Consider the following 21,069-nt stretch of genomic DNA (forward strand, 5'->3'; position numbering starts at 1 on the left):
CTCCCCGGTTCAAACGATAGTGAACAGCGGCTGGTCAAATTCAACCGGCTGACCGTTTTCTACCAGGATGGATTCGATGACGCCGCTGGCTTCTGCCTGGATGTGGTTCATCATTTTCATCGCTTCGACGATGCAGATGGTGTCGCCTTTCTTGACGGTCTGGCCGACTTCCACGAATGCAGGCGAGGTAGGCGCCGGGGTGCGGTAGAAAGTACCGACCATTGGCGACTTGACCACGTGGCCGTTCAGCTTCGGAGCCGAAGGCGCTTCGGCAGCAGCGGTAACCGGTGCAGCGGCAGGTGCTGCAACCGGAGCGGCTACAGGAGCAGGTGCGTAGTACGGTTGTGCCGGAGTCTTGCTGTGACGGCTGATCCGTACGGATTCTTCGCCTTCACGGATCTCCAACTCGTCGATACCGGATTCTTCCAGCAGTTCGATCAGTTTCTTGACTTTGCGAATATCCATTAATCATCAACTCCCAAGGGGTCTGTCAGGGCATTTCGGCGGCCGGTTCAAGCCGTGCGGTCCAGCGTCAGGCTGGTCCGTTCATGACTTGGAGCTAACGGCCAATTGTTCCAGGGCGGCCTCCAGGGCCAGTCGGTAACCGCTGGCGCCAAGGCCGCAGATCACTCCTACAGCAACATCTGAAAAGTAGGAGTGATGGCGGAAAGGTTCGCGTTTGTGCACGTTCGATAAATGCACTTCGATGAATGGGATGCTCACTCCCAGCAGCGCGTCACGTATTGCCACACTTGTATGTGTAAAAGCGCCCGGATTGATCAGGATGAAATCCACGCCTTCATCGCGTGCGGCATGGATCCGGTCGATCAATTCGTACTCGGCGTTGCTTTGCAGGTACATCAGATGGTGACCGGCATCGCGAGCCCGCCGTTCCAGGTCCTGGTTGATCTGCGCCAGGGTGACTGCGCCATATATCCCCGGCTCCCGGGTGCCGAGCAGATTCAGGTTGGGGCCGTGCAGGACCAGGAAAGTCGCCATTATTGATTCCTTTTTGTGTTTGCGAGCGTTCACGCCCGGCGACTATGCCGCAAGGGGGATGTACTGTCCAGTTAACTACAGTAGCCGACACAATGAGCGATGTTTGCGTAAAGTTTATGACTCAGCAGCTAATTTTGGTCATTTGCTCTATTTATGCGCTCGATGAAGCCCGGAACGTCGATTTCACCAACGATCCGGACCTTTTCCAGTTCTTCGCCGCTTTTACTGAAAAATAACAAGGCGGGTGGTCCGAACAGCTTGTAGCGATCAAGCAGGGCGCGTTGCTCTGCATTGCTGTCGGTCATGTCGAAACGGATCAGGCTGTAGCCCGCCAGTTTCTCGACGACGCCCGGATCGGGCAGGACTTCATGTTCGATTACCTTGCAACTGATGCACCAGTCGGCATACCAGTCGAGCAGCAAGGGTTTGCCGGCATTTCTGGCTTCGCTCAAGGCCCGGTCCAGTTCGGCAGACGTACGGATGGTCTGCCATTGGGAAGTTGCCGCTACTGCCGCGCCGCTGTTCAAGGTTGCCTGTGGACGGCCCAGCGGGCGAGTCGGGTCGGTCTGGCCGTTCAATGCGCCGTACCAACATGCCAGAGCGTAGACCAACAACAGCAGGCCGAGCAGTTGTGCGAGTTTTTGCCGGGCGGTTTTTTCCGTGAACTCCAGGGTTCCGAGGAACAAGGCGACTCCGGCACACAGAATGCCGACCAGCAACAGGGTGATTTCCCCTGGCAATACGCGGCTGAGCAAGCCAATCGCCAGGCCCAGCAGCAACACGCCAATCGCGTTTTTCACGCTAACCAGCCATGGACCGCTTTTCGGCAGCCATGCTGCGCCACCGGTGGCGACCAGCAACAGCGGCGCGCCCATGCCCAGGCCCAAAGCGAACAGTTTCAGGCCGCCGCCGAGTGCATCTCCGCTGGCGCTTATATAAAGCAACGCACCGGCCAGCGGAGCCGAGACGCAAGGGGATACCAGCAGGCTGGAAACCACACCCAGCACCGCAGCGCCCCACAGCGAGCCGCCTTCGGTCTTGCCTGCGATGCGATCCAGCCGGTTGCTGATGGCCTGCGGCAGGCGCAGTTCTATAACTCCGAACATCGCCACGGCAAACAGGACGAAGAACAGCGAGAATGGCACCAGCACCCAGGCCGATTGCAGGCGTGCCTGCAGGTTCAGGCCTGCGCCGAACATGCCCATCAAGGCGCCGAGTATGGCGAAGCAGATCGCCATCGGCAGTACGTAGGCCAGTGACAGGCTCAGACCGCGCAGGCCGCCAACCTGACCGCGCAATACCACGCCGGACAGGATCGGCAGCATCGGCAGTACGCACGGAGTGAACGTCAGGCCGATACCGGCGAGGAAAAACAGCGCCAGTTCCTTCCAGTCCCAGGCCTGCTGGCCTGCTGCCGAAGCCGTGCCGACGGACTTGGCGGGCATATCGCCAATGATCAGTTGTTCGGTTTCCGGCGGGTAGCACAAGCCCTTGTCGGCGCAGCCCTGATAGCTCACGTTGAGAATAAACGGCCGCTCTTCGCCGGGCTTGCGCGGCAGGTCGATATCGAGAATGCCGTGATAGACCTCGACGTCGCCAAAATACTCATCGTGCTTCTTTTCACCGGCCGGCAGTTGCGCGGCGCCCAGGCCGATGTCAGCGGGTTCGGTACGGAACTGGAAACGATGGCGATACAGGTAATAACCGTCGGTGGCGACGAAGCGCAGCTTGATCGATTGCGCGGTGGTTTCGATCAGGCTCAATTTGAATGCCTGGCGCACAGGCAGGAATTCCTTGCTGTTATCCAGTGTCGAGCCGCCCAGGGTCGGCGCGGGGCGACTGTCCAGCAGGCTGGTCGCGGAAGCAGGCAGGGCCAGGATCAACAGCATCAGGCATAAAAAGCGGCGCATGGCAGGCTCGATTCTCGAAAGTCAGCGCATGATAGCGGAGTGTTTCACGGCATGCAGGGATCAGGTTTGTAAGGACGAGTTTCGTGATCGCCCTGATCGGCTAAGCCTGGGGCTCGGGCAACATCACGTGATAAGGCGCTTCGACCACTGCCGAGTGCACCTGATTGCGCCCGGCATGCTTGGCGCGATACAGCGCATTGTCGGCCTGGGAAGCCAGGGTCAGGCTGTCGTCATTCACCCCCAGTGCGACCAGGCCGGCACTGAAGGTACAGAACAGGTCCGTGGGCTGGGCGGGATAATGAATTTCCGCAAAGCGATAACGAATCTCTTCGAGTACCTGATGGGCGCTGTGAATGTCGGTGTCTGGCATCACGATGGCGAATTCTTCGCCGCCGTAACGGCCAATGAAGTCGGTTTTACGCAGGCGCTGCTTGAGAAACAGCGCCAGGCTCTTGATGACGCGGTCGCCCATGGGGTGGCCGTGGCTGTCGTTGACCTTCTTGAAATGGTCGATATCGAGCATGGCAAAACACAGCGGCTTGTTCTCGCGGCGGGCGCGAAAGCTGCAATCTTCCAGCAACTGGAGAATATGCGTGTGGTTGTACAGGCCGGTCAGGCTGTCACGAACCATCCGCGCCTTCAGGCTGCGCGCCCGGGCCGCACGGTTGCGCACAGTGGTGATCAGATGGCGAGGCTTGATCGGCTTGGTCAGGAAGTCATCGCCGCCTTCGCTCATGGCGTCGAGCTGCTTGTCCTGGTCATCTTCGGCGGACAGGTAAATGATCGGCACGCTGACATAGCGGTCATTGTGGCGAATGACCTTGGCCAGTTCGGTGCCGGTGCAGCCTGGCATGTACATGTCGAGAATGATCAGGTCAGGCTGGAATTCCGCCAGTTCGGCCATGGCCTGGATCGGGTCGAGCAGTGTGCGGGTGACGATCCCGGCAGCATTGAGCAGGCGTTCGGTGTGGGTGGCCTGGGCGCGGGAGTCGTCGATGACCAGCACCTTGTAAGGTTCGTACTGGGCAACGCAGGTCAGGACTTCGATTTTCTCCAGCAGGCTCGATGCCTCAAGCGTGCCGGTCAGGAATTCTTCGCCGCCGGCGCGCACTGCCGCCAGCCGTGTCGGGGTATCGGTTTCATGATGACTGAAGAACAGCAACGGCAGTTTCTGTTCCAGTCCTTCCTGTACCTGGGTGGCGAGTTTCAAACCCTCGCCGGGACCACTGAAATCGACATCCATGATAATGACGGACGGATGTCGCTCCAGCATTGCCGACTGAAACTGGGCAACGTTGTCCAGTGACAGCGCGGACAGACCGAAAAACTCCAGCTGTTTGGCCAGGCGCTCGGCCCGCTCGCGATCCTGCAGGGCCACATAGACCGGTTTGCGCAGCGGTGGCAGCGAGGTTTGTTCCAGTTTGTCGCCGTGCCGCAGGCCGGTGCGCGAAAGGCGCTGCATCAAGCGGTTGAGTTCGGTGATCAGGCTGCTATTGAGGCGGCCACGATTGGCTTCGACCGTTTCCAGCGCCTGCCCGATGGCCTGAGCCAGTTGCAGGTGTTCAGCCTGCTCGAAACGTTCGGCGAAACGCAGCAGGCGCAGTGTCGAGTCCTTCAGCTCGGCCATATCGGCGAGCGACCATTCGGATTTCTGCAGGCGCTGCCAGGTCTCAAGAATCTGGCGAGCTTGATGAGTGACCCTTTGGGCAAAATGATGCTTGAGACGATCGCGGTTAGGGTCTTCTGACTCGGTCATATCCTGACTACTGTGGGGTTCGCTTAGGAGTACCACTGCTGGCGCTATGCTAGCACCTCCGATTGTTGAGAAGAGTGCCGTAAGTCACTTATTCGTCAACAAAAGAGTCTGTAGCTGCGCTCAGAGTCATTTTTGTGCTCAAAGGTTGCGTGATAGGTGTTATTTCTCTGCCATTCGCTTCCTGGTCGAGAAAGCGGCCTGCCGCAATGGCAACAAAACCTGTACCGCGCATGTCAGCAAAAGGCACCTTGCTGTAAGGTTGCGGTCGAACCACTGAACCTGACCGAAAGGACCCATACCATGCTGGATTGGAAGAACCGCGCAGGCAGCGCGGGTGAGCGTACCGCTGACACTGCGTCGGTCAAGAGACGTGGTTACCTGGGTAACCTGTTCTACAGCCGGGCCCTGGGCTCGCTGATCCTGATCTATCTTCTGATCACCCTGCTGGTGGGTTGGTACTGGAGCAAGGAGCCTGCACTGTTTCCCGTGCAGCAGAATGCGCAGGCGGCTGCCGAACGTGAAGGCAAGCCGATGGTGATTGGCTATACCACCGTCGAAACCCTCAAGACCGTAACCCAGACATTGCTCACCAAGCGCGGTGGCTATCTGTCCAACGACCGTTTCCCGCCAGGCATCTGGCTGGATAACGTGCCAAGTTGGGAGTACGGCGTGTTGGTGCAGGTCCGCGATCTGAGCCGTGCCTTGCGCAAGGACTTTGCCCGTTCCCAGTCGCAATCGGCTGAAGACGGCGATCTGGCCCGTGCCGAGCCGCTGTTCAACTTCGATAACCGCAGTTGGGTGTTGCCGTCGAGTGAGTCGCAGTACACCGATGGCATCAATGCCCTGAGCCGTTATCAGGCGCGCCTGTCCGATCCGAACCAGAAGGGCGCGCTGTTCTATGCGCGTGCCGATAACCTGAACAACTGGCTGGGCGATGTCGGCACCCGTCTGGGTTCCCTGTCGCAACGTCTGTCGGCCAGTGTCGGTCGGGTCAAGCTCAACAGCACTCTGAAAACCGAAGCCATTGCCTCGGTCAAGCCGGGTGAAGTGCCGCAGGTCGATGAAGAAATCGTCGAAACCCCGTGGCTGCAGATCGATAACGTGTTCTATGAAGCGCGTGGTCAGGCCTGGGCTCTGTCGCACTTGCTGCGAGCCATCGAGGTAGACTTTGCGGATGTGCTGGCCAAGAAGAACGCTACCGTCAGCGTGCGCCAGATCATTCGTGAGCTGGAAGCTTCCCAGGAGCCGCTGTGGAGCCCTATGGTCCTCAACGGCAGCGCGTTTGGCGTATTGGCCAACCACTCGCTGGTCATGGCCAACTACATCTCGCGGGCCAACGCGGCGGTGATCGACCTTCGCCAGTTGCTGTCCCAGGGCTGATGAGCTTTTCTTCGCACGAGGCCGCGCATCGCGCCGCCTCGGACGCCGAACAGATCGCCTGGGTCGACGAGCAGGATCAAGTGCTGGGTTCTCTGGGCCGGGCCGAGTTGCGCGAGCGCGGTCTGATCGGGCGTGGCACTTATATTCTGCTGTTCAACTCGGCAGGTGAGCTGTGTGTCCATCAACGAACCCTGAGCAAAGCCATTTATCCCGGTTTCTGGGATGTTGCGGCTGGCGGCATGGTTCAGGCAGGCGAAAGCTATGCGCTGTCGGCGGCCCGTGAGCTGGAGGAAGAACTGGGTGTCAGTGGCGTGCCGCTGCAGGTTCATGAGCAGTTTTTCTTCGACCAGCCGGACAACCGACTCTGGTGCGCGGTGTTTTCCGCGGTCTGGGACGGGCCTCTGACTCTGCAACCGGAAGAGGTGTTGCAGGCGCGCTTTATCCCGGTCGCACAGGTGCTTGCCGAAACCGCTGAAAAGCCTTATTGCCCGGACTCTCTGGCGGCGTTGAAACGCTATCTGCAACAGGTCGCAAATGTTCAGTAAATTGGCGCATTCAGGCTCTTAGCAAGCATGCTTTTTGTCGTTACACTGCGCGACCTTTTTCAAGCTGGACCGGCCCTGCCGCTCCAGTAGCGCTGCCCCTGCCAGAGTGGGGCTTCGCGGTCGAAGGCTCAATGCTGAGCCCGGCCCGTCTTCAGTCCTCAACAAGAGGATTTCCCGTGGCTAAAAAAGCCGCATCCTTCGCCGCCCTGGGTGGCCTGGTGTTTTCAACCGACGCAGGGCGTCATTGTCCCGACTGTCGTCAGCCCGTTGATGCCTGTACCTGCAAGCAAAGCGTCATCCCCGAGGGTGATGGTATTGCGCGGGTCCGGCGCGAGAGCAAAGGCCGTGGAGGCAAGACCGTGACCACCATCACGGGCGTGCCGCTGGCCGAGGAAGGGCTCAAGGATCTGGCCAAGGCGCTCAAACAGCGCTGCGGCACAGGCGGAGCCCTCAAGGACGGAGTGATCGAGATTCAGGGCGATCACGTCGAGCTGTTGCTGGCAGAGCTGGTCAAGAAAGGCTTCAAGGCCAAAAAGTCCGGCGGCTGAGCGAGAACCAAACCGTCATTTCCACTCTCTACACTGCGCAGGCCTGTAATCGGGCCGACGCTACATGACATATATATAGGGGACTTCGATGTCCGTACGACGCACACGCAAAGACGATGGCAGCCAATGGACCGTTGCGGACAGCCGCAGTGTTTACGGGATTCGCCATTGGGGGGCCGGTTATTTTGCGATCAATGAATCCGGTCGCGTTGAAGTTCGTCCCAATGGACCGGGCAGTTCGCCCATCGACCTCTACGAGCAGGTCGACAATCTGCGCAAGAGCGGTTTGTCCCTGCCATTGCTGGTGCGTTTCCCCGATATCCTGCAGGACCGTGTCCGTCAGTTGACCGGTGCCTTCGACAGCAACATTGCCCGCCTCGAATACCAGAGCCAGTACACGGCGCTGTATCCGATCAAGGTCAACCAGCAGGAAGCGGTGGTGGAAAACATCATCGCCACCCAGAACGTTTCGATTGGCCTGGAAGCCGGTTCCAAACCCGAGCTGATGGCGGTACTGGCGCTGGCGCCCAAGGGCGGCACCATCGTCTGTAACGGCTACAAGGACCGCGAGTTCATACGTCTGGCGCTGATGGGCCAGAAACTGGGCCACAACGTCTTCATCGTCATCGAAAAAGAATCCGAAGTCGAACTGGTGATCGAAGAGGCCGCCGAACTCAAGGTCGCGCCGCAAGTGGGTCTGCGTGTGCGTCTGTCTTCGCTGGCGTCCAGCAAGTGGGCCGATACCGGTGGCGAGAAATCCAAGTTCGGTCTGTCGGCTGCGCAATTGCTGTCGGTGGTCGAGCGTTTCCGCAAGGCCGGTCTGGATCAGGGCATTCGTCTGCTGCACTTCCACATGGGTTCGCAGATCGCCAACCTTGCCGATTATCAGCACGGTTTCAAGGAAGCGATTCGTTATTACGGCGAATTGCGCAATCTGGGCCTGCCGGTCGATCACATCGACGTCGGAGGCGGTTTGGGTGTCGACTATGACGGCACGCACTCGCGCAATGCCAGCTCGATCAACTACGACATGGACGATTACGCCGGTGTCGTGGTCGGCATGCTCAAGGAGTTCTGCGACGCGCAGGGCCTGCCGCATCCGCATATCTTTTCCGAAAGCGGCCGCTCGCTGACCGCTCACCACGCCGTGCTGGTGGTCCAGGTGACCGACGTCGAGCGGCACAACGATGAAGTCCCGCTGATCGAGGACAAGGACAGCCTGCCGGAAACCGTGCAGTGGCTGATTGACCTGCTCGGTCCGACCGACATCGAGATGGTGACCGAGACTTACTGGCGCGCCACGCACTATATGAGCGATATCGCCACCCAGTATGCCGACGGCAAAATCAGCCTGGCGCAGAAGGCGCTGGGCGAGCAGTGCTATTTCGCAGTCTGCCGCCGCCTGCACAACTCGTTGAAGGCCCGTCAGCGCTCCCACCGTCAGGTGCTGGACGAACTCAACGACAAGCTGGCCGACAAGTACATCTGCAATTTCTCGGTATTCCAGAGCCTGCCCGACACCTGGGCCATCGGCCAGGTACTGCCGATCATTCCGTTGCATCGCCTGGACGAAGAGCCTGTACGCCGTGCGGTGTTGCAGGACCTGACCTGCGACTCCGATGGCAAGATCAATCAGTACGTCGATGAGCAAAGTATCGAAACCAGCATGCCGGTGCATGCCCTGAACGAAGGTGAAGACTACCTGCTGGGGATTTTCCTGGTGGGCGCCTATCAGGAAATCCTCGGTGACATGCACAACCTGTTCGGTGACACCGACTCGGTGAACATCTACCAGAATCAGGATGGCAGCGTGTACCACGCCGGTATCGAAACCCATGACACCATCGAAGACATGCTGCGCTACGTGCACTTGTCGCCGGAAGAACTGATGACCCATTACCGGGACAAGGTTGCCAGCGCCAGGATCAGCCCGCGTGAACGCACCCAGTATCTGGATGCGTTGCGTCTTGGCTTGACCCGGTCTTCTTACCTGTCGTCCTGATCTGCTTTCGCGCATGAATTCGCTCCTGCCGGATGGGAGCGGATTCATCCACGATTGGCATGTAGGCTAAAACCACTTCGCCTGTAGGCTGCTTCCTGTTCTGCCTTTTGCTCTCTACTCGACTCCGCTTCTCGGCCAGAATCGCCGACCGGATTCCCCTGTAGAGAACATCCCAATGCCCGATCCCGCCAGCACGCCGCTTTTTTGTCTGGAGATCGCCCGTCTGCGTCATCGCTTCAGTGTCCTCTGGCTACAGGGGCACGAAGCAATCAGTCAGCCTTTTGTCTTTGAACTGGAAGTGATCAACGAAGACGCCGATGTGGACCTGGCAAGCCTGATGTACAAGCCGGTCTTCCTCAGCTTTCAAGGCGGTGTTCATGGTTTTCACGGGCAGATCCATGGCGCGATGCGCAGTCATTATCGTCCCGGGCCTGCCTGCTACCGGTTGAAGATCGGGCCGCGGCTGGCCTGTCTTGGGCAGCGTTACAATCAGCGGATCTTTCAGCACATGAGTGCTCCGCAGATTATCGCCCGGGTGCTGGAGGAGCATGGGCTGCGCAAGGGCAGCTATCGTTTCGAGCTGAAAAAAACGTGCCGCGAGCGCGAATATTGCGCGCAATATCAGGAATCCGACCTGCAACTGGTGCAGCGCCTGTGTGCCGAAGAAGGTATCCACTATCACTTTGCGCATTCCCGTCGCCGCCATGAAGTGGTGTTCGGCGATAGCCTGCGTGGCTTTGGTTGTACGCCCGCTGCGCCCTGGCGGCAGTTGTCCCGGGAGTCCGGTGTCACCCGTTTTGCCGTCAGTGCCAACGGCCAGGACTCGCCGGGGTCTCGCTCGCATCAGCGGGCCGAGGGCGAAAGCAGCCTGCCGTATGTGCTGTCCGGGCATCTATTGCCGCTGACCGGCCATCCCGAGCTTGAGTGGAATCATATGTGGCTGGTCACCGGGGTTGAGCATCGCTGCCTTGAATCCTTGCCTGACGATGGCCCTGGCGAACGCTATTCCAACCGGTTCAACGCCGTGCCCTGGGAAGTGGGTTTCAGCGCGCCAGAGCCGCAGCCAGGCCCGAAACTGCCGCAGTTGCAACGCGCCTGGATCATCGGTCCGCCGGGCCAGGAGGTCAGTCGTGACTCGGTTGGTCGTCTCAAGGTGCAGTTCGAGTGGGGGCTGCAAGGACGGGGCGCGCGTTACAACGATTGCTGGCTGCCCGTGATGCCCGGTCTTGAGCTGGCGTTCAGGGGAGGCATGGAGGTGCTGGTAAGTGTCTTCGATGACGATATGGAGCGGCCAGTGATAACGGCCTGCCTGTACTCTCGCGCCCGCGAGCCATTTTCCAGCCAGTCCGCCGGCTTGGCGCAGAGAGGCGACGTGCCTGCCGACAGCGTTCGGGCGCAACTGGACTGGCAGATGATCATGGGCGACAAGCGCCGCTTGCGGCTGGATAACGGGCCGATGGTGTCCTTTGAAGAGGGCAGCGAGTTGTCGTTGAGCATCGGTTCCAGTCAGGTTCGGCTGGATGCCAGCGGCCTGACCCTGACCAGTCCGCGGATTACCTTTGTCAGCAAGATGGTCGAGAACGATCAGTAGGCAAACCAGCCGTCCTTGCGGGTCAGGCGCCAGGCAATCGTTCCAAGGCTCAGGCCGCGCAACAGGGTAAAGGCCAGGAACGTCAGCCACAGCCCGTGATTGCCCTGATCGACAGCGAGCAAGGCGACAGGCGCGATGAGGGCCACACTGATCAGCATCGCATTGCGCATTTCCCGGGCGCGGGTGGCGCCGATGAACAGGCCGTCCAGCAGGTAGCTCCAGACCGCGAGCAAGGGCATCGCGGCCAGATAAGGCAGGTAGACGAGGGCGGTTGCCCGTACTTCGGGGATATCGGTCTGCATCTGTACAAACAGATGTCCACCCAGCAGGAACAGCAGGGCAAAGGCTGCACTGGCAATCAGCGACCAGCCGCCAGCCACTACCAGCGAGCGGCGTAGCGTGGTGCGGTCACGGGCGCCGATGGCATGACCGCACAAGGCTTCCACGGCATGGGCCAGCCCGTCCAGGGCATGGGAAGTCAGCAGCAGGCCATTGAGCAGCAGAGCGTTGGCGGCGACGGTTGCATCGCCCAGGCGCGCACCCTGCACCGTGATCAGAAACATGATCGATTGCAGTGCCAGAGTGCGAATGAATATGTCGCGGTTGACCGCCAGCAAGGGACGCCAGTTGCTCCACAGCTTCAGGGCTGCCCAGAAAATCTTTCCGGGCCATGCACGCAAGGCCTTGCGTGCCATGAGCAGACCGCTCAAGGCGCCGATCCATTCGGCAAGCACCGATGCCCGTGCCGAGCCGACCACGCCCCAGTCCAGACCCAGCACGAACCACAGGTTGAAAATGATGTTCAGCACATTGGTGATCAGCAGAATCGCCAGTGGCACCCTGGCGTTTTGAGTGCCGAGAAACCAGCCGACCAGTGCATAACTGGCCAGCGCGGCGGGCAGGCCGAAAAGCCGGGCGTGGAAGAACTCCAGGGTCATCTGTTGCAGGTCGGCGGAGGGTTGCATCAACCCCAGGGCCAGATGACTGAAGGGCAGGGCGATCACCCCCAGCAGCAATGCCAGCCCCATGGCCAGCAGCAGGCCTTGCAGCAGAATCTGGCGCAAGGCTGCGCCGTCGCCACGGCCGGCCGCCTGGGCAGCAAAGCCGGTGGTGCCCATGCGCAGAAAACCCATGGCCCAGGCCAGGAAAGTGTAGAGCGTGGCACCCACGGCTACTGCGCCCAGTTGATGGGCATGTGGCAAATGACCAATCACCGCTGTATCGACCAGCGCGACCAGCGGGACGGAAATATTCGACAGGATCATCGGCAGCGCCAGGCCCCAGACCCGCTTGTGGGTGGGACGATGACGCCAATCGCTGGACAACGTGGACATGAGGACTCCCGGCAAGGCGCGCATTGTAGCCGTAATGCCGGTCAGCCAGGCAGCAGGTTCAAGTTGGGGATATTGCCATCAATGAATGATCCAGCTCAGCAGCCATAGCCCCAGCGCCAGCCAGATGATGCCCAGGATGATGGACGCGCGCATGAAGGCGCGGATGGCCGAATACAGAAACATCAGACCGATGACCAGCGCAATGATGCTGACCAATGAAGTATCCATGCCCAGCGTGCGCGACAGACCCTCGACGAAATTGCCGCCAGCATGGGTAAAACCGTTGAACAGCCAGGCCAGGGTATCGACGAAGAAACGGATGACCGACCCGATTGCCTGCCCCAGCCATTCAAAAAAACTTTCTACCTTCATAGGTGCATCCTGATCACGGTTATTAGGGAACTGCTCGCTTTGGCTATCGGGCAGTATGGCTAGTTCCGTGGGACATGATCGCTATTTGGTCTGGCGTGTCATTGCACCTGAAAGATTTTCGGTTCGGGGAACAGGTTGTTGAGGGTTTCCAGCAGGCGCACGTGATAGATCGGCTTGCGGAACAGATCCAGTACCTGCAGGCGCAGCAGGTCGCTGACATCCTCCATGTCGGCATGGCCCGAGGTGACGATCACTGGCAGGTGCTGTCGTGAAGTATGTTCACGCAGGCGTTTTATCAATTGAATGCCGCTTTCCTCCGGCATGCGCAGGTCGGTGATGACCAGAGCGATGTCCGGGTGACGGGTCAGTTGCTGCAAGGCCATCTTGACGGAGGACGCAGTGAAGCAGCAGAACCCCTCGCCTTCGAGCAGTTCTGCCAACTCTTCATTGGCGTCCTCTTCGTCATCAACCAGAAGCAGCTGTTGGCGTGTGGGGTGGACGGCCATAGTGATACCTATAAAAAACGTTGGTAACGGCCTGGGATCTTACAACACTTTACCCATCTATCTTCAAGAGACCGCTGTTCCGCCTAGCGCGACCAGAACTTGGTTGAAAATGACCTTGACCTGGGCACTGATGGCGGGAACGAAGGCGACAATGGCCACGGCCACCATGGCGGCCAGGAGCACATATTCGATGGCTGAGGCGGCTTCCCGGTTCTTGAGGAATGCCAGAATTTGCGTATAGGCGCGTACATACAGGTTGGTAAGGAACATCTCGATTCTCCTTGCACCATCATGGCGCGGGTAATACCAGCAGTTTTCGTACATCCTCTTGCAGTTACAGCATTGCTCTCAAGCCGCGAACCGACAACCGTAATAAAGCATTAATCACAAAGTTATAGCCGCAGCGTCTGTGCGCCGGATCAGGCATCCGGACAAGGATATTTGCCACGGCTTGATGGCGTTTTGGAGGGTCTGGACTACCTTCATATAGCGACATGGATATTGTGCTTCATTGCCTATTGCGAAGTTGATGCGTTGGATTGAGGTAGTCATGCGATGACAAAGGAAGCGTTGCCATGAGCAGTCGTATCACCATGGTGCTCGCTATCGTGTTTTTGCTCGGTGCTTTATTGGCCGGGTATCTGGGAATAGTGGTCAGCAAGGAGCCAGCGGCACCGCCCGTTGTCGAAGCTCCCGTCGTTGCTGCGCCGCCACCTGTGGAAGTCGCACCACCCGCTCCGCCTGTTGAGGAAGTGTTGCGCCAGAGTGTCGTGGTGCTGGCGCGCGATGTTCCTGCCTATACCCCTCTCACGGCTGAAGACCTTGAGATCGAGCGCCTCAAGGTTGCGCCGGCCGGGAGCTTCAGCAAGATTGAAGATGTGTTGAATCGCAGTACCTGGCGCACTCTGACGGCGGGCACCTGGCTGAGTGAAAGCAGCTTCGAGGCCGGTGGCACGCTGGCACGGATGATTCGTCCCGGCGAGCGGGCACTGGCCCTGGCCGTCGACGAAGTGATTGGCGCTGCCGGGCAGCTCAGCCCGGGAGATTACGTCGATGTGCTGCTTTATCTGCCTGAGGATACTGCCAACCCCGTTCGCTCCAGCCAGCTAGTGGTGCCTGCCTTGCGGATCCTCAGCGTCGGCGAACTGCTCGGCCCGACCCGCGATGGCCAGCCCGCACAGAACATCAGCGCCGAAGAGCGCCTCAAGCAGGAACAGCACCGGATCAATGCCCGCACGGTAATTGTTGCGGTGCCCGAAGCCTTGCAGGTGCGCTTGCTGCTCGCCACCCAGTCCGGTGTGCTGCGGCTGGCCGTGCGCAGTGCCGATGAAGGCAACCTGCAGGATTACTGGGCTGCGGATTCAGACCGTGCCGATGTGGCCGTGCGCCTGGATTCTGCGCGGCGCAACCTGGTCAAGTTCACCGAGTTGAGCCTGAGTGGCCCGCCCCCCAACCCCGCCGGTGTGGCTCGCGGCCCTCACGGGGTCGAGGTGATACGTGGCAACCAGGTTTCGCAAAAAACTCCCTGATTGAGCAAGGAAGCATTGGATGAGCCGTTGTTTCGGACCGGTCTTAAAACGTCATGCGCTGTTTTTGCTGCTTGCGGGACTGTGCATCAACTCAAGCTGGGCTGCTTCCAGCCGTTGTGCCGATCTGGCGGCCATGCCAGCGGTGCTGGAAGTCAATGAAGGCGTGCAACAGGATGTTCGCTCACCGGTGGCGATTACCCGGATTGCGGTGGGCGATCCGAAAATTGCCGATGTGCTGGTCAGCGGCAATCAGGGCTTTCTGCTGACCGGCATTGCTCCCGGCGCCACCAGCCTGATGGTCTGGACATCCTGTTCGACCTCGCCGCGCCAGAGCATGGTGTTCGTGCGCGGCCGGGCCACGGCTTCACTGGTGAATGTCTTGCCGGTGCCGTCTGCCGATATGCAGTTGCCCAGTCAGGTACAGACCGATATTCGCTTTATCGAAGTCAGCCGCACCAAGCTCAAGGAAGCCAGTACCTCGATCTTCGGTACCGGCTCCAACAACTTCCTGTTCGGCTCGCCGGGCACGGTCACCGATGTCACGGTTTCGCCCGGTACTGTCGGCTCTACGCGGCCTGCCATCGGCTTGAACAACAACAATTTCAATATTGTCTGGGGCGGTGGCAGCAGCAAAGTGCTGGGCATGATCAATGCCATGGAAGGCAGCGGTTTTGCCTACACCCTGGCGCGTCCCAGCCTGGTGTCGCTGAACGGGCAAAGCGCGAGCTTTCTGGCCGGTGGCGAGTTTCCGGTGCCGGTGCCCAGCGGGGATGGCAATGGCATTTCCATCGAGTACAAGGAGTACGGTGTGCGCCTGACCCTCACGCCCACCGTGGTCGGGCGCGACCGCATTCTGCTCAAGGTTGCGCCCGAGGTCAGTGAACTGGACTTCTCCGCCGGTATCACCATTGCCGGAACCACGGTTCCGGCGCTCAATGTGCGGCGCACCGACACCAGCATCTCTCTGGCCGATGGCGAAAGTTTTGTGGTCAGCGGGCTGATCAGTTCCAGCAATATTGCTTCGGTAGACAAGTTTCCCGGCCTGGGCGATATCCCGATTCTGGGGGCGCTGTTTCGCAACTCGCAGATCCAGCGTGAAGAGCGCGAGTTACTGATGATCGTCACCCCGCATCTGGTTCAGCCGCTGGCAGCCAATGCGCAGTTGCCTACGCTGCCGGGTGAAGGTCTGCGTAACTACGATCCGAATTTCTTCCGCATGTACTTTCTTGAGAACGGCGACTTCGAGCGTCGAAGCGGGTTATCTCAATGAGCCAGAGCCTGAGCCAGACATTTCTGGCGATCACTCGCAACACGACGGACCTTGAATGGCTGCAGGGCGCGCTGGGGTCGCTGGGGCAAGTAGTCAGCGCCGGCAGCGGCAGTCTGGACGACTTGCTGGCACTGGTGGACGTGACCTTTGCCAGCGTGGTGTTCGTCGGCCTGGACCGTGAGCACCTGATGAACCAGAGCGCGCTGATCGAAGGCGCGCTGGAAGCCAAGCCGATGCTGGCGATCGTTGCGCTGGGCGACGGGATGGATAACCAGTTGGTGCTCAATGCCATGCGCGCCGGGGCCAGGGATTTCGTGGCCTACGGCTCGCGCTCCAGTGAAGTCGCCGGTCTGGTGCGGCGCTTGAGCAAGCGTTTGCCCGCCGTGACGCCCAACCCCAACATGAGCGGTCTGTCAGTGCTGTACGGCGCTCAGTGCGATGGCGACGGGGCGTTGATCGCCACTCACCTGGCGATGGTGGTACAGAAGGCCGGGCAACGTGCCTTGCTGCTGGATCTGGGCTTGCCGCGTGGCGACAGCCTGTCGATGCTCGGTCTTGAGTCGTCGTTCAGTTTTGGCGATGCGCTGCGCCATTTGCGCAGGCTGGATGCGACCCTGATCGACAGTGCGTTTACCACGTCGGACAGCGGCTTGCGGATCCTGGCCTACACCGAGGCCGACGACCATCTCGAACAGTCCAGCGCCGCGGAGTTGTACATGCTGCTCAGCGCTCTGCGCCAACATTTCCAGCACGTGATCGTCAATCTGGTTGGCCAGCCGGACAGCGAAACCCTGCGTACCTTCGTTACCCACTGCGACCAGTTGCTGTGGTACTCCGACCAGAGCGTGCTGGAGTGTCGCCGCAACCTGGCGGTACTCAATCTGTGGCGGGAAAAGGGCATGAAAATGCAACACGCGGGCTTGTTGATCGACCGTTATCTGCGTCCGGTGGCGCCCAATTCGGAAACCATGGCCAAGACTTTCGGGTTGCCGGTGCTGGCGGTCTTGCCGTTCAGTCCGGAATTGCGGCTCAACGCCAAGAATCAGGGCGTGTCGCTGTTCGATCTGGCGCCACGCGAGGCGTTGTGTTCCGGGTTGCGTCGCCTGGGCGAGCATCTGGTGCGCCACTCCGACGCTTATGAGAAACCCAGTGAAGGAGGCTTCTTCGCTCGGCTGTGGGGGAATAAATAATGGCGGAAAAACTGTTTGGCGTCGCTTCGCGCGCGCAGGGCAGTACCGATGACGGCCAGGGTCTGAAGCTGGTGCTGCATCGCTATATCATCGATGGCATCGAGGAGAGCGGCAAAAACCTGCTCGAAGGCTCGCGCCCGGTGTTGTCGCAGTTCGTGATCGACAAGGTGGCTGAATATGTCGCCCGCCTGCGGCTGGCCATTTCCCGTTACGAGATGGAGCGTCTGGCCGAGGAACTGGTTGATGAGCTGACCGGTTTCGGTCCGCTGGAAGTGTTGTTGCGCGACAGTACGGTGACGGAAATTCTGGTCAACGGACCGAGCAAGGTGTTTGTCGAGCGCGACGGCGTTTTGCACCACACCGATCTGCGCTTTATCGATTCGCACCACGTCGAGCGCGTCATGCAGCGCATTCTGGCGCCCCTTGGCCGACGCCTGGACGAGTCCTCGCCGATGGTCGATGCGCGCCTGCCCGACGGCAGCCGGGTCAATGCGATCATCCCGCCGATTGCGCTGGACGGGCCGTGCCTGTCGATCCGGAAGTTTCGCAAGGACATGCTCAAGAGCGCCGACCTGGTGGCGATGCAGACCATCGACCAGCCGATCTTCGACTTCTTTCAGGAGGCGGTGGGCAAGCGTTGCAACGTGTTGGTCAGTGGCGGTACCGGTACCGGTAAAACCACCATGCTCAACGTACTCAGCCAGTTGATCGACACCCACCAGCGGCTGGTGACCATCGAGGACGTCGCCGAACTGCAACTGATCCACCCGCATGTGGTACGCCTGGAAACCCGGCCGCCGAACTCCGAAGGACATGGCGAAGTGCGCGCCAGCGACCTGATCCGCAACTCGCTGCGGATGCGTCCGGACCGCATCATTCTCGGCGAGATTCGCGGTGTCGAAGTACTGGACGTATTGACCGCCATGAACACCGGCCACGATGGCTCCATGAGCACGGTTCACGCCAACAATGCCCAGGATGCTCTGTTGCGCCTGGAAACCCTGGTCGGCCTGACCGGGCGGCAGATTCCGGAAAAAACCCTGCGGCAAATGATCTGCGCGGCACTGGACGTCATCATTCAGCTGGCGCGCTTGCCCGATGGGCGTCGTTGCGTCAGCGAAGTGGTGGAAGTCGTAGGCATTCGCGACGACATCTATGTCACCAACACCCTGTTCCGTCTGGATCGGCGTACCGGCATCGGCTTTCATCGTGAGGCCGTTCACGCGGCGGGCGACAAATTGCGGCCTGCCTACTGAGGCGAGCATGGAGACTGCCGCATGAAAGCGTCCTGGATACTGGCTGTCATTTTTGTACTGCTGCTGGGCGCTGCGGTGTACATGTTCTATCTGGCGCTGAACCGTGGTGCCAGTGAGCGTGTCATGCAGCGTCTGCAGATAGGGCAAGTGCTGCCTGTCGAAGAAAAGCCGGGCATGGAATGGCTGGACCGGGCTTTTCTGCGCGCAGGTCTGGGCAAGCCAACCGAGCGCATTGGTTTGGCACTCACGCTGTGGACGTTATCGATGCTGACGGGCTATCTCATCGGCGACTGGCTCGGCTTTGGCGTCGGAATAGTGGCTGCGCCGCTGATGCTGCGCATGTACGTGTCCTGGCGTTATCGCAAGCGGGTGCGGCGCATGATCGAGCAACTGCCGCAGATGCTCGATCACACTGTGCGCAGTCTCAAGTCGGGCCGGACCCTGGCCGATGCGGTACTGCACGGGATCGAGGCCGCCGACCAGCCGCTCAGGGACGGCATGATGCGTATCGAGCGCAACGTGCAACTGGGTGTCAGCCTGCCGGATGCCGCACGGGATTTCGCCGAATTGTATGAGCGTGACGAGTTTCACCTGTTTGCCCTCGGCCTGCGGGTCAATCATCGCTATGGCGGCAATGCCAGCGAGCTGATGGAAAACCTGATCAAACTGATTCGCGAGCGTGAACAGGCCAGCCGTCAGTTACGCGCCATGACCGGTGAGACGCGCATGACCGCCATCGTGCTGGCGCTGCTGCCCATCGCGATGGTCGGTTATTTCATGGTGACCAACCCCAACTACCTGATGCACATGTGGAACGACAGTGGCGGGCAACGCATGTTGATCGTGGCGTTCGCCTTTCAGGTCACGGGGTGTCTGACGCTATGGCGCATGCTGCGGAGTGTTTGAGATGGTGTTGTTGATGAGTGCAATGTTGTTTGCCGCAGCCGCCTTCCTGTTGCTGTCCAACCTGGCCCGTCAGCGCCGTAACGAGCGTCAGGTCGCCTTGCGTCTCAAGGGGCAGATGATCCGTGAGAGCCGCATCGGCAGCTGGCTGCGGCTGCTGGGCGATACGCGCCTTGGGCAGCGCTCGATCAGCCTGGATACCGAAACCCAGATACTGCTCAACCGTATCGGCTGGCGCCGCGCCAGTAAGCGCTCGCTGTATGCGGCGTGCCAGATTGGCGTCCCGATCGGGCTGTTTAGCGTGGTGGTGCTGGTCCAGGTGTTGTTTTTCACTGATCTCCAGCAGCCTTTTATCGCGCCGATCTTTGCGCTCGGCGTGGGTTATCTGATTCCCAAGAGGGCCCTGGCCGCCTTTGCCAAATATCGCCAGAAACAGGTGGTGGTGGAGATTTCGACCTTCATTCCGCTGCTGCGGATTCTTTTCGAGTCCGGCATGGCTGTCGAGCAGGCGTTGCGAGTGCTCAGCAACGAGGGCAAGGAGTTGCTGCCGGTGCTGTCCGAGGAAATCCGCGTGATTCTGATCCGGGTCGATTCCGGGCTGGAACTGGGAGAAGAACTGAGAAAGTCCGCAACCCTGCTGGCCGTGGACGAGTTCAGCGATACCTGTGTGATTCTCAATCAGTTGATCCACCAGGGCGGCGGTGCCTTGAGGTCCTTGCTGGCCCTCAAGCAATTGCTCGACGACCGCCGTCTGACCCGCCTGCAGGAATATATCTCGAAGCTGTCGGCCAAGATGTCAGTGGTGATGATGGTGTTTTTGTTTCCGGCGCTGCTGATCGTGCTGGCCGGGCCAGGTTTTACTGCCATCGGTCACGCCTTGGGTGGCCGATGAAATGTGCATGGATGAAGGAAACGGTTCAATGAAAGCAATGATGACCTTCATGGGGCTTTTGCTGCTGGGCGGCTGCACCAGTCACGGCGGCGCGCCCTGGATGCAGGCCTCGGCAGGGACGGGCCCGTGCCCCAAGCTGACCTCCGACCAGGAATTTTCCCTGAACCTGGCCCAGAACATGGCCGATGAAGGTCGCCTGCATGCCAGTCTGGCCAACCTGGAAGGCCTGCCCGAAAGCCTTGATGAAGTGCGGCTGCGCAAGGCGCGGGTCTTGCGTTTGCTGGGCAGTCGCGAGGCCGAGCCGTTGTATCGCAGCCTGTTGGGCACTTGCCGGGCAGCGCAGGGTGAACACGGCCTGGGTCAACTGGCGGCGTCGCGGGGTGACAATGTCCAGGCCCAGCAGCATTTGCTGCGGGCCAGCAAGCTGGCGCCTACCGATGAAAAGATTCGTAATGATCTGGGCGTGGTCTATCTCAATCAACTGAAGCTGGAGCAAGCCCGCTTTCAGTTCCTGACCGCCATCGAACTCAGGCAGTCCGACACGCTGGCGGCGGCCAATCTGGTCACGCTGCTGATCTATCAGGACAACTGGACCCAGGCCGCTGAGCTGGCCTCCAGGGCCGGTCTTACGGCGCGGCAGGTCAGTGATGCACAGGCCCGTGCGGAAAAACTGAAAACTCCGCTCACTCAGCGTTCGATCCCGAATGATCAGGTAGCAGCCATGCGTGATCCGGCCAGCCGGCAATCAGAGGAGGCACACCCATGAAGCGCATAATCTTCAGCGGCATTCTGGTGTTCGGTCTGTGCGGGGACGCATGGGCCATCGAGGACGGCCCTTCATCGGCGGCGCAGAAACAGACCGAGGCCTGGCTGCAATTGCAGGCCCGCGGCGATGCAGCGTCGCCCACCCCGCAAACCGTCACGCCGACCGAGCACGACCAGAGCCTGCAGCGCTGGCTCAAGACCTATAGCCACGAGATTCCGGATTTCTTTGAGCAGAAGAGTGAGGGAAGTATTTCTTCGGGCGGGAAATGACACGCGCCGCGTAGGGGCGAATTTATTCGCGATCTGAGCTGGTCTAATGAC

The 21,069-nt window shown here is 59.9% G+C and carries 21 protein-coding genes; 13 read left to right on the forward strand and 8 right to left on the reverse strand.

The window, feature by feature from the left end:
- Window positions 1–9 precede the first annotated feature (9 nt).
- The 4 genes from accB to ALQ04_RS01970 form a co-directional block, all read right to left on the reverse strand.
- Entirely contained in the window at window positions 10–465 is a 456-nt protein-coding gene (gene accB, locus ALQ04_RS01955; RefSeq protein WP_122314138.1) for an acetyl-CoA carboxylase biotin carboxyl carrier protein, read from the reverse strand.
- Between the two features lie 81 nt (window positions 466–546).
- Window positions 547–999: a type II 3-dehydroquinate dehydratase gene (gene aroQ, locus ALQ04_RS01960; protein WP_122314140.1), complete on the reverse strand. Its 453-nt coding sequence runs from the start codon at window positions 997–999 to the stop codon at window positions 547–549.
- A gap of 128 nt (window positions 1,000–1,127) precedes the next feature.
- Complete coding sequence (locus tag ALQ04_RS01965) at window positions 1,128–2,909, reverse strand: protein-disulfide reductase DsbD (protein WP_122314142.1); 1,782 nt, start codon at window positions 2,907–2,909, stop codon at window positions 1,128–1,130.
- A gap of 100 nt (window positions 2,910–3,009) precedes the next feature.
- Window positions 3,010–4,665, reverse strand: coding sequence for a PleD family two-component system response regulator (locus ALQ04_RS01970; protein WP_122314144.1), 1,656 nt, complete (start codon window positions 4,663–4,665; stop codon window positions 3,010–3,012).
- A 300-nt stretch (window positions 4,666–4,965) separates the two neighbouring features.
- Between ALQ04_RS01970 and ALQ04_RS01975 the strand changes: the two genes are divergently transcribed.
- The 5 genes from ALQ04_RS01975 (at window position 4,966) to ALQ04_RS01995 (ending at window position 10,731) form a co-directional block, all read left to right on the forward strand.
- Window positions 4,966–6,045 (forward strand): DUF2333 family protein, encoded by a 1,080-nt coding sequence (locus ALQ04_RS01975; RefSeq protein ID WP_122314146.1) that lies wholly within the window; start codon window positions 4,966–4,968, stop codon window positions 6,043–6,045.
- The gene (locus tag ALQ04_RS01980) at window positions 6,045–6,590 is read left to right on the forward strand and encodes an NUDIX hydrolase (protein WP_122314148.1); all 546 of its coding nucleotides are present in this window, start codon (window positions 6,045–6,047) and stop codon (window positions 6,588–6,590) included. Before ALQ04_RS01975 ends, ALQ04_RS01980 begins: the two co-directional genes overlap by 1 nt.
- A 176-nt stretch (window positions 6,591–6,766) precedes the next feature.
- Window positions 6,767–7,138, forward strand: a complete 372-nt coding sequence (locus ALQ04_RS01985; RefSeq protein ID WP_122314149.1) for a translation initiation factor Sui1 — start codon at window positions 6,767–6,769, stop codon at window positions 7,136–7,138.
- Window positions 7,139–7,226: 88 nt separating this feature from the next.
- A complete protein-coding gene (gene speA / locus ALQ04_RS01990) occupies window positions 7,227–9,140 on the forward strand; it encodes an arginine decarboxylase (protein ID WP_122314151.1) in 1,914 nt (637 codons plus the stop codon).
- Window positions 9,141–9,315: 175 nt separating this feature from the next.
- Window positions 9,316–10,731: a type VI secretion system Vgr family protein gene (locus tag ALQ04_RS01995; RefSeq protein ID WP_122314152.1), complete on the forward strand. Its 1,416-nt coding sequence runs from the start codon at window positions 9,316–9,318 to the stop codon at window positions 10,729–10,731.
- Here the strand turns inward: ALQ04_RS01995 and ALQ04_RS02000 are convergent.
- From ALQ04_RS02000 to ALQ04_RS02015, 4 genes are all read right to left on the reverse strand, one after another.
- Window positions 10,725–12,065 carry an MATE family efflux transporter gene (locus ALQ04_RS02000; protein ID WP_122314153.1) on the reverse strand — a complete coding sequence of 447 codons (1,341 nt, stop codon included), beginning with the start codon at window positions 12,063–12,065 and terminating at the stop codon, window positions 10,725–10,727. The two genes, ALQ04_RS01995 and ALQ04_RS02000, sit on opposite strands and share 7 nt — an antisense overlap.
- 78 nt (window positions 12,066–12,143) lie before the next feature.
- On the reverse strand, window positions 12,144–12,437 hold the full coding sequence (locus ALQ04_RS02005) for a hypothetical protein (RefSeq protein WP_122314154.1): 294 nt from the start codon (window positions 12,435–12,437) through the stop codon (window positions 12,144–12,146).
- 98 nt (window positions 12,438–12,535) lie between these two features.
- The gene (locus ALQ04_RS02010; RefSeq protein ID WP_025262128.1) at window positions 12,536–12,943 is read right to left on the reverse strand and encodes a response regulator; all 408 of its coding nucleotides are present in this window, start codon (window positions 12,941–12,943) and stop codon (window positions 12,536–12,538) included.
- 63 nt (window positions 12,944–13,006) lie between these two features.
- The gene (locus ALQ04_RS02015) at window positions 13,007–13,213 is read right to left on the reverse strand and encodes a Flp family type IVb pilin (RefSeq protein WP_122314156.1); all 207 of its coding nucleotides are present in this window, start codon (window positions 13,211–13,213) and stop codon (window positions 13,007–13,009) included.
- A 305-nt stretch (window positions 13,214–13,518) separates the two neighbouring features.
- On the opposite strand from ALQ04_RS02015, the gene cpaB reads away from it, so the two are divergent.
- The 8 genes from cpaB to ALQ04_RS02055 are packed head-to-tail and all read left to right on the forward strand — an operon-like array spanning window position 13,519 to window position 21,018.
- Window positions 13,519–14,472 carry a Flp pilus assembly protein CpaB gene (gene cpaB / locus ALQ04_RS02020; RefSeq protein WP_122314158.1) on the forward strand — a complete coding sequence of 318 codons (954 nt, stop codon included), beginning with the start codon at window positions 13,519–13,521 and terminating at the stop codon, window positions 14,470–14,472.
- A 19-nt stretch (window positions 14,473–14,491) separates the two neighbouring features.
- Window positions 14,492–15,742: a type II and III secretion system protein family protein gene (locus ALQ04_RS02025; RefSeq protein ID WP_122314160.1), complete on the forward strand. Its 1,251-nt coding sequence runs from the start codon at window positions 14,492–14,494 to the stop codon at window positions 15,740–15,742.
- Window positions 15,739–16,932, forward strand: coding sequence for a pilus assembly protein (locus ALQ04_RS02030; RefSeq protein WP_122314162.1), 1,194 nt, complete (start codon window positions 15,739–15,741; stop codon window positions 16,930–16,932). Before ALQ04_RS02025 ends, ALQ04_RS02030 begins: the two co-directional genes overlap by 4 nt.
- Entirely contained in the window at window positions 16,932–18,188 is a 1,257-nt protein-coding gene (locus ALQ04_RS02035; RefSeq protein WP_122314164.1) for a CpaF family protein, read from the forward strand. Before ALQ04_RS02030 ends, ALQ04_RS02035 begins: the two co-directional genes overlap by 1 nt.
- Window positions 18,189–18,209: 21 nt before the next feature.
- Window positions 18,210–19,094: a type II secretion system F family protein gene (locus tag ALQ04_RS02040; RefSeq protein ID WP_122314166.1), complete on the forward strand. Its 885-nt coding sequence runs from the start codon at window positions 18,210–18,212 to the stop codon at window positions 19,092–19,094.
- 1 nt (window position 19,095) lies between these two features.
- Window positions 19,096–19,983, forward strand: coding sequence for a type II secretion system F family protein (locus ALQ04_RS02045; protein ID WP_122314168.1), 888 nt, complete (start codon window positions 19,096–19,098; stop codon window positions 19,981–19,983).
- Window positions 19,984–20,011: 28 nt separating this feature from the next.
- Window positions 20,012–20,749: a hypothetical protein gene (locus ALQ04_RS02050; protein ID WP_259644874.1), complete on the forward strand. Its 738-nt coding sequence runs from the start codon at window positions 20,012–20,014 to the stop codon at window positions 20,747–20,749.
- Window positions 20,746–21,018 carry a DUF3613 domain-containing protein gene (locus ALQ04_RS02055; protein ID WP_122314170.1) on the forward strand — a complete coding sequence of 91 codons (273 nt, stop codon included), beginning with the start codon at window positions 20,746–20,748 and terminating at the stop codon, window positions 21,016–21,018. Before ALQ04_RS02050 ends, ALQ04_RS02055 begins: the two co-directional genes overlap by 4 nt.
- Window positions 21,019–21,069 lie beyond the last annotated feature (51 nt).

This window comes from Pseudomonas cichorii, assembly GCF_003700275.1.
In the GTDB taxonomy this organism is placed as follows: domain Bacteria; phylum Pseudomonadota; class Gammaproteobacteria; order Pseudomonadales; family Pseudomonadaceae; genus Aquipseudomonas; species Aquipseudomonas cichorii_B.